At 36.4% G+C, this 14,211-nt stretch carries 14 protein-coding genes; 2 read left to right on the forward strand and 12 right to left on the reverse strand.

Going from position 1 to position 14,211, the window contains the following annotated elements; translation table 11 throughout:
- Window positions 1-39 precede the first annotated feature (39 nt).
- Both HMPREF2811_RS03045 and cbpA read left to right on the forward strand, forming a co-directional pair.
- Complete coding sequence (locus HMPREF2811_RS03045) at window positions 40-501, forward strand: low molecular weight protein-tyrosine-phosphatase (RefSeq protein WP_071408048.1); 462 nt, start codon at window positions 40-42, stop codon at window positions 499-501.
- A 199-nt stretch (window positions 502-700) separates the two neighbouring features.
- On the forward strand, window positions 701-1,336 hold the full coding sequence (gene cbpA / locus HMPREF2811_RS03050; protein WP_071408049.1) for a cyclic di-AMP binding protein CbpA: 636 nt from the start codon (window positions 701-703) through the stop codon (window positions 1,334-1,336).
- Window positions 1,337-1,385: 49 nt separating this feature from the next.
- Here the strand turns inward: cbpA and HMPREF2811_RS03055 are convergent, their stop codons facing one another.
- The 12 genes from HMPREF2811_RS03055 to HMPREF2811_RS03110 form a co-directional block, all read right to left on the reverse strand.
- On the reverse strand, window positions 1,386-2,021 hold the full coding sequence (locus HMPREF2811_RS03055) for an MBL fold metallo-hydrolase (protein WP_071408050.1): 636 nt from the start codon (window positions 2,019-2,021) through the stop codon (window positions 1,386-1,388).
- 9 nt (window positions 2,022-2,030) lie between these two features.
- On the reverse strand, window positions 2,031-3,191 hold the full coding sequence (gene alr / locus HMPREF2811_RS03060) for an alanine racemase (RefSeq protein WP_071408051.1): 1,161 nt from the start codon (window positions 3,189-3,191) through the stop codon (window positions 2,031-2,033).
- Window positions 3,192-3,582: 391 nt separating this feature from the next.
- Window positions 3,583-3,969, reverse strand: a complete 387-nt coding sequence (gene acpS, locus HMPREF2811_RS03065) for a holo-ACP synthase (protein WP_071408052.1) — start codon at window positions 3,967-3,969, stop codon at window positions 3,583-3,585.
- A gap of 16 nt (window positions 3,970-3,985) precedes the next feature.
- On the reverse strand, window positions 3,986-5,602 hold the full coding sequence (locus HMPREF2811_RS03070) for a degradosome RNA helicase CshA (protein ID WP_071408053.1): 1,617 nt from the start codon (window positions 5,600-5,602) through the stop codon (window positions 3,986-3,988).
- Between the two features lie 574 nt (window positions 5,603-6,176).
- Complete coding sequence (gene murF, locus HMPREF2811_RS03075) at window positions 6,177-7,592, reverse strand: UDP-N-acetylmuramoyl-tripeptide--D-alanyl-D-alanine ligase (RefSeq protein ID WP_071408054.1); 1,416 nt, start codon at window positions 7,590-7,592, stop codon at window positions 6,177-6,179.
- Between the two features lie 12 nt (window positions 7,593-7,604).
- Window positions 7,605-8,693: a D-alanine--D-alanine ligase family protein gene (locus tag HMPREF2811_RS03080; protein WP_071408055.1), complete on the reverse strand. Its 1,089-nt coding sequence runs from the start codon at window positions 8,691-8,693 to the stop codon at window positions 7,605-7,607.
- Between the two features lie 19 nt (window positions 8,694-8,712).
- The gene (locus HMPREF2811_RS03085) at window positions 8,713-9,462 is read right to left on the reverse strand and encodes a hypothetical protein (protein ID WP_071408056.1); all 750 of its coding nucleotides are present in this window, start codon (window positions 9,460-9,462) and stop codon (window positions 8,713-8,715) included.
- Window positions 9,463-9,700: 238 nt separating this feature from the next.
- Entirely contained in the window at window positions 9,701-10,255 is a 555-nt protein-coding gene (locus HMPREF2811_RS03090; protein ID WP_071408057.1) for a LemA family protein, read from the reverse strand.
- A 98-nt stretch (window positions 10,256-10,353) separates the two neighbouring features.
- On the reverse strand, window positions 10,354-11,262 hold the full coding sequence (locus HMPREF2811_RS03095) for an ABC transporter ATP-binding protein (protein ID WP_071408058.1): 909 nt from the start codon (window positions 11,260-11,262) through the stop codon (window positions 10,354-10,356).
- A complete protein-coding gene (locus HMPREF2811_RS03100; protein WP_071408059.1) occupies window positions 11,255-12,313 on the reverse strand; it encodes an ABC transporter ATP-binding protein in 1,059 nt (352 codons plus the stop codon). Before HMPREF2811_RS03100 ends, HMPREF2811_RS03095 begins: the two co-directional genes overlap by 8 nt.
- 11 nt (window positions 12,314-12,324) lie before the next feature.
- Window positions 12,325-13,245: an ABC transporter permease gene (locus tag HMPREF2811_RS03105; RefSeq protein ID WP_071408060.1), complete on the reverse strand. Its 921-nt coding sequence runs from the start codon at window positions 13,243-13,245 to the stop codon at window positions 12,325-12,327.
- 2 nt (window positions 13,246-13,247) lie between these two features.
- Window positions 13,248-14,174 (reverse strand): ABC transporter permease, encoded by a 927-nt coding sequence (locus HMPREF2811_RS03110; RefSeq protein ID WP_071408061.1) that lies wholly within the window; start codon window positions 14,172-14,174, stop codon window positions 13,248-13,250.
- Window positions 14,175-14,211 lie beyond the last annotated feature (37 nt).

The following is a 14,211-nucleotide window of genomic DNA, read 5'->3' on the forward strand; positions in this document are numbered from 1 at the left end:
AAATGACCTTCTAAATATATTTTACGAGGAGGAATTGATTTGCTTAAAGTAATTTTTGTTTGTTTAGGGAATATTTGCCGTTCCCCGATGGCTGAAGCTGTTTTTAAATCTTTAGTTGAAGAAAAAGGTTTATCTGATCGGATCATCATCGATTCTGCGGCAACTAGTTCATGGGAACATGGTAATCCTGTTCATTCAGGAACCCGTGAGCGCTTAGCAAAAGAAAATATTTCGGTTGAAGGGATGCATTCACGTCCGTTAGCTGAAAATGACTTATCTGCTGATTATCTAATCGGAATGGATCAACAAAATATCCGTAACATAAAACGCTTTGCTGGCAATGATTTTACTGGTGAAATCAAATTACTGTTACAATATGCTAATCGCGAAGACGAAATTGCAGACCCCTATTACACTGGCGACTTTGAAACCACCTATCAAGATGTTCTTCAAGGCTGTCAGGGTTTGCTTAACTATTTAATTGAAAACCATTCATTATAATCCTATGACACTATTCAACTTTTTAGCCTAAAGATTAATTTTTCATTAGAAACAATTGAGAAAATGTGACCAATTTGTTATAATCAATTTATTAGAATTATATCATTTTTCTCATTGCACTTTACTTTTTTTAATATTTATTTTATTATAAAACAGTTGCGATGAATAATATGTTAATCTTAATCAAGGAGGCTACAAAGTGATTGAATCATTAATTGTTCCAAAAAATCGATTAGTATGTATTAATGAATCTTTAAATTGTCAAGAAGCGATTCAATTACTCGAGTCAAACGGTTTACGTTGTGCACCTGTATTGGATGCCACAAACACCATCTTTAGAGGCAATATTTATCGTTATCATATTTATCAACATAAATTTAGATATCCTCAAGCTGATTTAAGCACGATACCTGTTACGCATTTTCTAAAAAATACAACCAAAATCGTTAGAACTTCTGACAGTATCTTACGCTTATTATTTGTGATTAATGATTTACCACATATTGCGGTTTTATCTGATCAAAATACTTTTGTAGGGATTATCGAACATACGGATATGATGACTTTTTTAGCAGAAGCCTGGTTATCCAATAACGCGAAATATGTTTTAGAAGTGACTGCTAAAGGACAAGTTGGGGAGTTAACTAAACTGATTCGCTTAATTAATCGCTATACGCATATTATCAGCTCTCTAACATTTGAGAACACAAAATACGGTAGCGAAAGTAAATTTTTATTTGTGTTACCGAGTGGTTTTGACATCGTCGAATTCAATGATTTGCAACGACTTTTGAACCGGAAACAATACAAAACCAAACATTATAAAATGAAATAATAAATAAGCAGTCTAAGTTTCATCATGAAAACTCAGACTGCTTATCTTTTTAATTGGTAAAAGGATTAAATCTTTTCTCAAATTTTATCGTCGTACTTTGACCATGGCCTGGATAAATCGTCGTATCATCTGGTAATGAATATAAGTGGGTCTTAATTCCATTAATCAATTGATGATAGTCTCCTAAATATAAATCGGTACGGCCGATACTACCTTGAAATAGAGTATCGCCAGCAATCACAAATTTTTGATCTTCAAAAATATAGACAACGTGACCTGGACTATGGCCTGGAATATGAGCCACTCTAAAATGAAAGCTACCTACTTGTTGCTCCTTCATATCATCATCTTGCCACACATGTTCAGCTGGACGTGCCTCTACAGTTGGCACCGGCATATTAGCTGATAAATTTAAATTCGGATCGGACAAATAATCTGCTTCAATATGATGAACATAGGCTTCGATATCAAATTCATCACGCAATTCATCTACTGATTCAATATGATCAAAATGACAATGCGTCAATAAGATCGCTTGTGGTTGCCAATGATGACTTTTTATCCAATGAATCAACATTGGAGCACCCGCACCAGGATCAATAATCAGCGCTTCTTTCTTTTCATTAACAACTACATAAGTATTCTCACTTGCTATACCAACTGTTTGATAAAATACTTCTAACATCTCGTCCTCCTAGTCTTTTAAATAAATTCTTGGAACTCGATTACTAATACCACAAAATATTTCATAACTAATGGTGTCAACTTTTCGCGCTAATTCACTTGCATGATTTTCTAAATGTCCATCTTTACCAATTAAGGTCACAGGGGTACCAATCGGTAATGCTTCTGGCAGGCGAATCATCATCTGATCCATATTAATCGTCCCCACAATCGGACAAGCAACCCCTCCAACGAGCACCTCAATCACTGAATAGCGTCTTAGCCATCCATCAGCATAACCTATTGGAATCGTTGCAATCCATTCATCGGTGGTTGTTGTATAGGTTGCGCCATAACTAATAGAATGTCCTTTCGGAACTTTTTTAGTATAAATAATTTCTGAAATTAATTGTAAAGCCGGTTGTAACTGACGTTCAAATTCTGGTAATTCCACTAATGGTCGGTCTAAGGGATCAATGCCATACATTCCAATCCCAAAACGAATAATATCCGATTTAGGTTCATAAGGATGCCACATCCCCATCGCTGTGTTAGCGAAATGCTTAAGCGGCACAGTGTCTGGTACCACCGCAATCAATTGTTGCCATTGTTCAAACTGATATTCAATATAGTCTTGCGGTCCACCTCCTGCAGTAGAAAAATGAGTAAATGCCCCTTCCCATTCAACCCAATTGAATGCTTGTACATCCTCGATAAATTGTTCAACCTCGGCGACGCTTCTTAACCCAATTCGTCCCATGCCCGTATCTAAAGCTAAATGGAATTTCAAATGATATAAATCCAATAGCGATAATTGATTGGTTGCTTCTAGCTGCTGATAAGCAAGTCTAAAGAATTCACTATCGCTCACGGTAATCGTAATATTATAATGCAGTAATTCAGCAATTCCACGTGGGTCTGTTAAGCCTAGCACTAAAATCGGTACTTGACTCAGTCCATTCGTTCTTAATTCAATTGCTTCATCCACCGTTGCCACTAATAATCCTTTAGCTCCAGCTTCTAGCGCTGCTTTTGCCACTGGGACGGCACCATGCCCATAGGCATTGGCTTTTACCGTTGCATATAGTTTTTGTTCTGGTGTTAATTGGTCTAACATTAATCGAACATTATGTTGGATTGCATTTAAATCGACAATCGCTTCCGTTGGTCGATGTTCACTTGGTTCAAACATAGATTTCACCTCTTCATAGTATGGTTATAATTGTAACATATTCAGCTCGGCTTAAAAAGTAGCTTCAGTATGATAGTGCGTCCTTCGTAGAAGCGAAGGTTTGCTCAACACTTACCACGAAAATTTTATTAAAAAGTTTAAAATGGACGCTTTCAATCATCCCTTTAAAGTTCAGCTCTTAACTTTGTTCATTGATAACTTGTCTTGGATTAGGATTGACTTTTCATCCCTATCGCTTTGTACCCCAAGCAACAATTGACCCAGAAAAAATGTTAACTACAAGAAAAAGTTAGCTATTAGAAAAAAGTTAGCTATTAGAAAAACCGTACGTTACTCTAAATATTGAGTAAGTACGGTTTAATCACCTTGTCTTGGCCGTCATTAAATAAAACTAATTGAGAAAGGAGGTTATTTGTGAATTAATAACAAAATCTGGTAAATCAATGATAACCGTCGCTGTCGCATAAGCTTTTGAATGGCTAATCGACACGATCACACTTTCTACTATCGGCCCTTCTACCACTTTAGGCGCACCCATTTCATTGGGGAGTACAACAATGTCGGTAAATTTTATTTTACCGATGCCAGTACCTAATGCTTTTGCATAAGCCTCTTTCACACTAAAACGACCGGCCAAAAATTCATATTGACGTTGCTCTTTCATATCCCGAAATAAAACTAATTCTTTTTCTGATAATATTTTAGTTGGAAATTGCGCATTACGTTCAACCGCTGATGCTATTCGTTCAATTTCCACAATATCCGTTCCTAGGCGCATTTAAAATAACTCCATTTTAATCTTTTTTCATCATTTTAAAATTTTTATTGATATTCACTTTTTTAGAAGACTTGTTGCTTTTTCCTTGGTGTTTATCACGCGTGTTTTTATCAAATTTTTGATTTTTCTTTTTATCCTTACGTTTAAATTCTTGGTCACGGTCTTGACGACGGTCACGATTGCGTCCACTCTCACGGCGTTCTCCACCATATTTACCTCCATCGCGACGACTACCACCGTCACGACGACGATTATCTCTTCTGCCACCACGACCTTTATTACCCGATTTATAACCTTTTTTATGCTGAGCATTTGGTAATGGTCTTTGTGGTGAGATTTGCACTTCAATATTACTATTATCGTTAATAATCGTTCCTAATAAAGCAGTGACTAAATCATTCGCTTGGTAATGTTCTAATAATAATTTGGCAGTATTACGATGTTGTTGTGCATTACCTTCTTCTAAAATTTCATTGACTTGATCAATTAACTGTTGAACTTGTCCCCACTGTGCCTCTTGGACGGTCGGTGGTTTCATTGGTGTCATTGCTTTTCGAGTTAATGTTTCAATCGTTCTTAAATATGGCATCTCGTTTTGCGTTACAAAAGTAATCGAAGCACCTTCATTACCTGCACGACCAGTACGTCCGATTCGATGGACATAACTTTCAGGATCTTGGGTGATATCGTAATTGTAGACATGCGTTACTCCAGAAATATCTAAACCACGTGCCGCCACGTCCGTGGCAACTAATAATTCAATTTCTCCGTTGCGGAACTGATTGATCACTGTGGTACGTTTTTGTTGCGTAATATCACCATGAATTAATTCCGCATTAAAACCTCTTAATGATAATCCTCGGCCTACTTCATCCACACGTTTTTTAGTACGACAGAAGACAATCGCTTGTTTGGGTGACTGTACATCTAATAAACGCGTTAGCACGTCAAACTTTTCATCGTCACGACATTTAATAAAAAACTGTTCAATTAAGTCAGCAGTAATTTGTTTAGTCTCAATTTTAATATGTGCTGGTTCTTTTAAAAATTGATCGGCTAAATTACGAATTTCTTTTGGCATAGTAGCTGAAAATAGTAATGTTTGTCGTGTTTCAGGAGTCGTCTCAATAATGGCACGAATATCATCAATAAAGCCCATATTCAACATTTCATCAGCTTCATCTAATACTAATGTTTGTAATTCATTTAACTTTAAAGCTTTACGACGCATCAAGTCTAGAATACGCCCTGGTGTTCCAACCACAATTTGAGGGGCATTTCGTTTTAAACGATTAATTTGATTCCCAATTGGGGCTCCGCCATATACTACATAGACACGCGCTCTTTGTTCTTTCCCTAAACGGAATAATTCTTCTTGTACTTGAATCGCTAATTCACGCGTCGGTGCAATAACTAACCCTTGAACTGATTGGGTTTGACTATTTAATTTATTTAACATTGGTAAACCAAAGGCCGCTGTTTTACCGGTTCCGGTTTGAGCTTGACCAATTAAGTCTTTTCCTTCTAATGCCACAGGCACAGCTTGTTGTTGAATCGGAGTCGGTTCTTCAAACCCTAACTCTTTAAGTGATGTTACTAATAATGATGATAAATTTAATTCTGAAAATTTCAATATCTTCTTCCTTTTCTTGTCTTTAAGACTTCTTATTTAACATAGCTTACCCGTGATACCTATCTTTTATTGTATCGAGCAAGAGATGTTATAGTGGGTAAGTTACAAATAAAAAAAACCGCTTGGCGTAGAAATAGCAAAATGCGCTAGGTGCCATGCGGGTCAAACTTCCAAAGAACGGTTGACTTAATGATACATCGTTAACTTTCCATTGCTTAGATTAACACAAATAGGATTGATAAACAAGTTATTTATAATTTAGCTAGTGAAAATTTGAAAACAATATGATTCAATTAAGTAATGCTTCATTATTTAGAAGCTCGTAATGTCTTCTTCTTTTCAGAAAATTAGCTTTTAACAGAGTAAAAAAATTGGAATTTTCATACGGAGGTAAGGCAATCCTTGCTTCATTCAATCAAACTATTACTCGGTAATAATAAGCGCAGTGGTTAACTAGCATCAAGCAGTGTCTTAAAGACTAATGTGATGATAGTTACTCTACTGCGCGACAGGCTGATTAGACATATAGAAAGTCATCTGATTATCAACTTCTAGCCCACTCCCATGTAATTCTTTATTTTCTTAACATATTATGTGTTTTGTGGCCAGTTAAAGCGGTGACGACTTTTAATAAATCCACCCCTAAACTCGATTTAACTAACACGACATCTTCTGGTTGAATATCACGTTGTAATAATGCAATTAACTCATCATGATCCGATTCAACATAATATAATGCCTCTTGACTATACTCCGTTACTAACTCATTATATAAAGCTTTCATTTCCGTTCCAAATAAGTAGACACGGGCAATCTTATCTGGATCAATCGCCTCTTTAATACTACGATGTAAATTGGCACTTTCAGGACCTAACTCTCTAACATCCCCTAAAACCGCTATTTTACGGCCAGTATGTTCTACAGGAACCGTTGATAAAGTTTTCAAGATGGCTTTCATTGAAGTTGGACTTGCATTATAGGCGTCATTTAATAAATCTGCCCCATTTAAAGTCTTAATCCATTCTAAACGATGGGCCGTTAATTCAAATTGAGCCAATTGAAAAATGGCTTGTTCCATTGGGATTTCTAAATGCTTGGCTATCGTTAAAGCAATCAACGCATTCGATACATTATAAGCGCCAATAACAGGTATCGTACTCACGATATTAGAATCGACATTTGTTTTAAAGAACGTTTTATTTTGTTCCTCAACTAAATCATAAGCATAAACATCATAAGAACTATCGAAACCAAAGCTACTGATTTGAATTGCGGATGATTTTTCATCTAATAATTCGCTTATTAAGGGCTCATTACCTGGATAGACGAATAATCCATCCGGTTTTAACCCGTTTAAAATTTCCATCTTAGCTTGGGCAATCCCTTTGCGTGATCCTAAAAATTCTAAGTGACTTTCGCCAATTAAAGTAATGGCCGCAATATTCGGTTCTGCTATTTTGCTCAAAACTTCAATCTCGCCAAAGCCACTCATTCCCATTTCAGTTACACAGACTTGCGTATCCTCTGGCATTTTTAACAAAGTATACGGAACACCGATTTCATTATTGTAATTTCCTTGCGTTTTGTGGACACGATATTTAGCTGATAATGTTGAAGCGGTCATATCTTTAGTAGTAGTCTTCCCGTTACTACCAGTAATACCAATCACGATTGGATTGATGACCTGACGATAATAATGAGCTAAATCCTGTAATGCTTTTAATGTATCATCTACTAAAATGATTGCAATCCGATCACTTGGTGCAGCCGCTTCCTCTTTAGACCAAAACGTTGCTACTGCCCCCATTTCAATCGCTTTTTCTACATAATCATGACCATCGGTTGCCCCTTGTAATGGCACAAATAATGATCCCGGAGTTATTTTTCTAGAATCAAATTCGACATTTGAAATCGAAATTGTGCGATCTTTTGCTGTGTAATCAATCGCATGAACGTGTTTTACAACGTCCATTAATTTTATCGGTTTCATCTGGTACCTCCACTAAAATCTGTCAGCAGACAACGCTTTTTTTGCTTCAAAATGTCGTAACCCTAACTGAATCAACTCTTCAACTAGGTCACGAGTACCTAAGCCTGTTCCTTGCCATAAAACTGGATACATACTATATGGCGTAAAACCTGGCATGGTATTAATTTCATTGATATAAATATCGTTATTGGCCGTTACAAAAAAGTCGCAACGAGATAATCCACGCCCGTCAATTGCACGATACGCTAATAAAGCATACTCTTGAATTTTTTCAGCAACTGCTTCAGGTAATTCAGCCGGAATTTGCATTGAAACACTATTGTTTAAATATTTATTATCATAATCATAAAAACTTTGTTCTTTTACTAATTTACCGACCACACTCACATGAGCATCGGCATTACCTAAAATAGCTACTTCTACTTCATCGGCATTAATTCCTTGTTCAACTACAATTCTAAAATCGTATTTTAAAGCTAATTCAACCGCATTAGCTAATTCTTCAACATTTTCAACTTTACTAATTCCTACACTTGATCCCATATTGGCTGGTTTGACAAACATTGGATATAGCAAGCTACCTTCACATTTCTTAATCAGCTCTTCTTTTGAGTCGAGCCATGCTTGACGGTCAAATGCTTCAAATGGCACTTGAGGAATACCTACTTGGCTAAAAATATACTTACTTACTATTTTGTCCATCCCGGCTGCACTAGCTGTGACACCTGCGCCAACATAAGGCATATTTAACACCTCTAAAAAGCCTTGAATAGTACCATCTTCTCCATTTGGTCCATGAAGAGCTGGAAAGACAATGGTATCTTCTTCATAAATTGAACCTGGCTGAATCACTAATCCTGTTGAAGCGGTATCGGCTTTTTGCGACCACTGAGCTGTTTCAGCGGCTTCTAAAATGAGTTCACCCGAAGTGCTAGGCGCTTCAGTTAAGGGAGCTCCTTTAATCCAAACCCCATCACGTCGAATAAAAATAGGTTGGACGTCGTAATAGTTATACATAATTTGTTGGGCAATATTGTGTGCTGAAATGACTGAGATATCATGTTCCGCACTTTGGCCACCATATAGTAAAATTATTTTCATATTTTCCTCCAAATGCATGCTAGTTAGAAATAAGTTCTACTTGCCAAATTTTTTCTTGATAATTATACACCAATTGACCGACTTGATCCGTCTGACTTTGATTAGAAGTTAAAAGTGTTAATTCATCTTCAATAATAAATAATGGTACAAACCACTGGCCAGCCATGTCATAGGCTTGAGCAAAGTCAATTTTCAAACCCTTGGTAAATAATGGTGCTATTTGTTCTACAATGGCTTCCGGAACCGGCTTAGCGATTTCTTTCTTTTTAAAAAAGAGAGAGCGTCCTTCATTTAATAAATGTTGCATCTGCTCTTGTAACACTCTTTGAAATCGCAAATTAAAATGTTGGGAATAACGATAATAGGTTTTTATTAAGCCGTTCGGCAAGGTTAGAAACGCATAATTATTTTGTAATTTATAAAAAAAAGCTGATCTTAAGGTTTGATTTGCATGGAATAAATATAATATTTCTGCAATCTCATTAGGAGTTAATTGGTGCATCATACTGACACTTTCAAAATCCATCCAATTAGACACACGCACTTTTTCTTTACGACAATAATTCAAGTATTCTAAAACTTCTGCTTTCCCTCTTAATATCTTAAAGTTGGTTCTCACATCAAATTTTCCAAAATTAGAAGGCGCTTCTGCCAATATCATATTATTGGGTACGTATTTTGCATCAAAATCCGTCGGCATCAAATTAATTCCACGCGTCATGATATGACTCGTTACCGAGTCATAATGTACATACAAATTAATTCTCATTTTTTGCCCCCCTTCTGGTTTTTACCATAATATACAATCACCCTATATTCTACTCTCTTTTTTTATAAAGTTAAAGTATAATTCATTAATAAATCACTAAATTAACGCAAAAAAGGAGAGGAAAGATTGCAAACTTCACTCCGAAATTTGTTCTCTTTTCACCTCTCCTATTTTAGGGGTCCAAATAGACACACTAAAATGAAACATCATGGTATCCATCCATTATTGGAGATTCGCTTTAAAACTCTACCTTTGGTGCTACACGAGCTTCTTCTGGTGTTTCTAAGAACACTTTCTTAGTAAAGCCATGAACACCCGCAACGATATTGTTAGGAATCGTTTCAATCTTAGTATTATATTGATTAATGCTAGAGTTATATAACATTCTAGCTTTAGCAATTTTATCTTCTGTGTCGGTTAAGCTACGTTGCAATTCAACGAAATTAGTGTTTGCCTTTAAATCCGGATAAGATTCGGCTACTGCTAATAAACGAGACAAAGCACCTGTTAATGCATTTGAGGCCGCATTAATTTGTTCGGGTGAAGCATTCGCAACATCGATTAATTGTTGACGTGCTTTGATTACGGAGTCTAAGGTTTCTTTTTCATGAGCCGCATATCCTTTGACTGTTTCGACTAAATTAGGGATTAAGTCATTGCGTCGTTGTAACTGCACATCGACTTGACTAAAACTTTCTTCAGCCCAGTTTCTTGTTTTAATTAAATTATTATAAATTCCAACCCAAGCTAAGGCAATTAAAACTAAAATTCCTAGTATGATTAAAAATGGCATGGTAAATCAACCTTTCTTTTTTCGTATATCTTAATTATACTTAAACCCATTAAAAATGTCGATTGAAAACACTAAACAGAAGATATTACCGCTATTGATTAAGTCCAAGCTTTCAATTGTTCAGCGTCCGCATAGACAAAATGATCGGGTAATATTTCATATTTGCTTACTTCTCCGGTCGGTTCTTGATGTTGATAAGGCACCCGTTGACGGACACTTTCACTAATCGGATCTGGCTGAGGAACTGCTGATAATAAAGACTTCGTATAAGGATGAATGGGATTACGGTAAATTTCAGCAGCTGGTCCTACTTCAAGTATTTTTCCAGCATACATCACCGCAATACGGTCGCTAATATATTTAACCATTGATAAATCATGAGCAATAAATAAATAGGTTAATTGACGTTCTTTTTGTAATTTTTTCAATAAGTTAACGACTTGTGCTTGAATCGAAACATCGAGTGCTGAAATAGGTTCATCTGCGATAATGAATTTTGGTTCTAACGCTAAAGCTCGCGCAATACCAATTCTTTGTCTTTGACCTCCAGAAAACTCATGAGCATAACGGTTTTGATGTTCTTTATTTAACCCTACTGCTTCTAACAATTCACCAATTCGCTTACGACGTTCTGCTTTATTTTTATAAAGTCCATGAATATCAAAGCCTTCACTAATAATTTCTCCAGCGGTCATACGTGGATTTAAGGAAGCATAAGGATCTTGGAAAATCATTTGTAGTTGACGAGCCAAATTTTTCTTATCTTTGGCACTTTGCTTACCACTGACGACTTTCCCATCAAAAGTAATCGTGCCCCCCGTAATATCATAAAGCCCAATAATCGAGCGCCCCGTTGTAGATTTACCGCAACCAGATTCCCCTACAAGTCCCAGGGTTTCACCTTCATAAACTTCAAATGAAATACCATCAACGGCCTTAATCGGTTGTTGACTGTTACCAAAATATTGTTTGAAATCTTTTACTTCTAAAAGTACTTTCTTACTCATTTGTAACGCCTCCTTCTTTTAAGTATCGTTGAATTCTTTTTTGAATCATTTCTGGCACTTCGATTTTAGGTGCTCCTTCAGCCATCAGCCAAGATTTAACGAAATGGTTCTCATTGACTTTAAACATTGGGGGCTCTTTTTCATAATCAATCCTCATTGCATAGCGATTACGTGGAGCAAAAGCATCTCCTTTAGGAGGATTGATTAAATTCGGTGGCGAACCAGGAATGGTATAAAGTTCTTCGGCATCATCATTTTCTAAATCAGGCATTGAACCTAGTAGTCCCCAAGTATAGGGATGTTTAGGATTATAAAAAATTTCATTGACGGTACCGTACTCTATAATTTGGCCCGCATACATCACCGCTACCTTATCGGCAACATTCGCCACTACGCCTAAGTCATGCGTAATAAAGATAATCGAATTGCCATTTTTTTGTTGGATCTCTTTCATCAATTCTAAGATTTGTGCTTGAATCGTTACATCTAAAGCCGTAGTCGGTTCATCAGCAATTAATAATTTAGGTTCTGCTGCTAAGGCAATCGCGATAACTACACGTTGTCTCATACCACCTGAAAATTCATGAGGATATTGTTCATAACGACGCTCTGGAAATGGAATGCCGACTTCTTTTAATAACTCAATCGAACGCGCTTTGGCTTGCGCTTTAGAGATATCTTTTTTATGTCGTAAAATGACTTCGGCAATTTGTTTGCCAACTTTCATTGTTGGGTTTAAAGCGGTCATCGGATCTTGGAAAATCATCGCAATATCCTTACCACGGATATCGCTCATTTGATTCTCAGTTAATTTCAATAGATCTTGTCCATTAAATAAAATTTCTCCCGCATCAAAATGTCCAGGTGGCTGTGGAATTAAACGCATAATCGCATTACAGGCTACTGATTTTCCTGATCCTGATTCTCCTACAATGGCTAAGGTTTCTCCTTTTTCTAAAGAAAAATTAACCCCACGAACGGCTTGAACACGACCCGCAAAAGTTTTAAAACTAATACGCAAATCATTTACTTGTAATAATTTTTCTGTCATATTAGTCACCTCTACTTTCTAAGTTTTGGATCGAGTGCATCACGTAAACCATCACCGACCGCATTAAACGCAAAAATTGTTAATGAAATTAATAACGCTGGAAATATTAAACGCCACGGTGCCGTCATAATGGCTTCGTTTCCTTCTGAAGCCATCGTTCCCCAACTGGCCATTGGCGGTGTCACCCCAAGACCTAAATAACTAAGAAATGATTCCGTAAAGATTGCTGAAGGAATCGAGAGTGTCATCGTCACAATAATCGCCCCCATCGCATTTGGAATCAAATGTTTCAGTATCAAGTGAGTGGTATTCGCCCCTAATGTACGCGCCGCTAAAACATATTCCTGGTTCTTGATAGATAATACTTCTCCACGGACAATTCGGGCCATCCGTACCCAACCGGTTATCGAAAGGGCCACTATCATTGGCATTAACCCCTTATCCATCACAACTAATAATAAAATAACTATCAATAAATAAGGAACCGCCGTTAAAATATCAGCGATACGCATCATGATATTATCGACACGGCCACCAACAATTCCGGCAATACTGCCCCATAACACTCCGATAATTAAGTCAATAGCAGCAGCTGCTAATCCAATAAATAAGGAAATACGCGCGCCAACCCAAATACGAACAAAAATATCACGCCCTAAGTTATCTGTACCAAACCAATGAGTCGCATTGGGTGGCATATTATAATTTTTGGTTTGTTGACTAAAACTAAATGGTGACACCATCGGCACAAAAATCGCCATTAAGGCCACTACAATTAATAACCCAACCCCAAACATCGCTAGTTTATTACGGCTAAAAGTATGAAAGACTTCGCCCCAAAACGACACCGTTTTATTACTTAAAATATCAGTTTGATCTTCAGAAATCCCTATTATTTCAAAATCTTGGGGATTTAATTTTTCATTCGTCATTATTATTCAGCTCCTTCCAACTTAATTCGTGGATCGACCATTACATAAATAATATCCACAATTAAGACCGCGAATAATAATAGAATCGAATAGAAAACAGTGGTTCCCATAATCATCGTATAATCACGGTTATTAATACTGGTAACAAAATGTTTACCGAGTCCAGGTATCGCAAAAATATTTTCAACAATGAAACTCCCCGTTACCACGCCGGCTGTTAAAGGTCCTAAATAGGTTATAACAGGTAACAATGCATTACGCAGTGAATGTTTAAAGACCACACTCCATTTTCTTAATCCTTTTGCTCGAGCTAGTTTTACATATTCAGATGTATTTTGTTCCAGCATACTAGATCGGACCATTTTGGCCACATTTCCCATATAACTTAAAGCCATCGCAAATGAAGGCATGACGGTATAACTAAATCCTTTCCAACCACTTAAAGGAAACAATCCCAATTTCAATCCTAAAAAATATTGCATTAATCCTGCTAAAATAAATGAAGGAATTGAAATTCCTAAGACAGCAATAATCGTTGAAATATAATCACCTAATTTATTATGGTACATAGCAGAAATGACCCCTAATAAAACACCAAAACCGACTGCTAAAAAGAGCGCTTGAGCTCCTAAGGCTAATGAGATAGGAAATGACTGAAAGATCATATCATTAGTTGAACGACCTTTATACTTCATAGACTCACCAAAATCAAGTTTTAAAATATTCAATAAATAATCCTTGTATTGCACATACCATGGATTATCTAAGCCATAGGTTTCATTTAATTGTTTTTCAATCGCAGGCGTTAGTGCTCTTTCACTCGCAAAAGGACTACCGGGTGCAATTCTCATTAAGAAAAACGTTAATGTTATAATGAAAAAAAGTGCAATCAGTATATAAACGATTCTCTTAAAGATATACTTTTTCATCTAATATTCCTCCTCGTAATATATATTTAGAAGGTCA

This window comes from Globicatella sp. HMSC072A10 (assembly GCF_001811625.1).
Classification (GTDB): Bacteria; Bacillota; Bacilli; order Lactobacillales; family Aerococcaceae; genus Globicatella; species Globicatella sanguinis.

Coding starts and splice junctions, on each gene's coding strand:
- acpS (WP_071408052.1), bottom strand. CDS start 3,969: ATGCGCCTAGGAACGGATATTGTGGAAATTGAACGAATAGCATCAGCG.
- HMPREF2811_RS03105 (WP_071408060.1), bottom strand. CDS start 13,245: ATGACGAATGAAAAATTAAATCCCCAAGATTTTGAAATAATAGGGATT.
- HMPREF2811_RS03110 (WP_071408061.1), bottom strand. CDS start 14,174: ATGAAAAAGTATATCTTTAAGAGAATCGTTTATATACTGATTGCACTT.
- murF (WP_071408054.1), bottom strand. CDS start 7,592: ATGAAACCGATAAAATTAATGGACGTTGTAAAACACGTTCATGCGATT.
- HMPREF2811_RS03080 (WP_071408055.1), bottom strand. CDS start 8,693: ATGAAAATAATTTTACTATATGGTGGCCAAAGTGCGGAACATGATATC.
- HMPREF2811_RS03100 (WP_071408059.1), bottom strand. CDS start 12,313: ATGACAGAAAAATTATTACAAGTAAATGATTTGCGTATTAGTTTTAAA.
- alr (WP_071408051.1), bottom strand. CDS start 3,191: ATGTTTGAACCAAGTGAACATCGACCAACGGAAGCGATTGTCGATTTA.
- HMPREF2811_RS03095 (WP_071408058.1), bottom strand. CDS start 11,262: ATGAGTAAGAAAGTACTTTTAGAAGTAAAAGATTTCAAACAATATTTT.
- HMPREF2811_RS03055 (WP_071408050.1), bottom strand. CDS start 2,021: ATGTTAGAAGTATTTTATCAAACAGTTGGTATAGCAAGTGAGAATACT.
- HMPREF2811_RS03085 (WP_071408056.1), bottom strand. CDS start 9,462: ATGAGAATTAATTTGTATGTACATTATGACTCGGTAACGAGTCATATC.
- HMPREF2811_RS03090 (WP_071408057.1), bottom strand. CDS start 10,255: ATGCCATTTTTAATCATACTAGGAATTTTAGTTTTAATTGCCTTAGCT.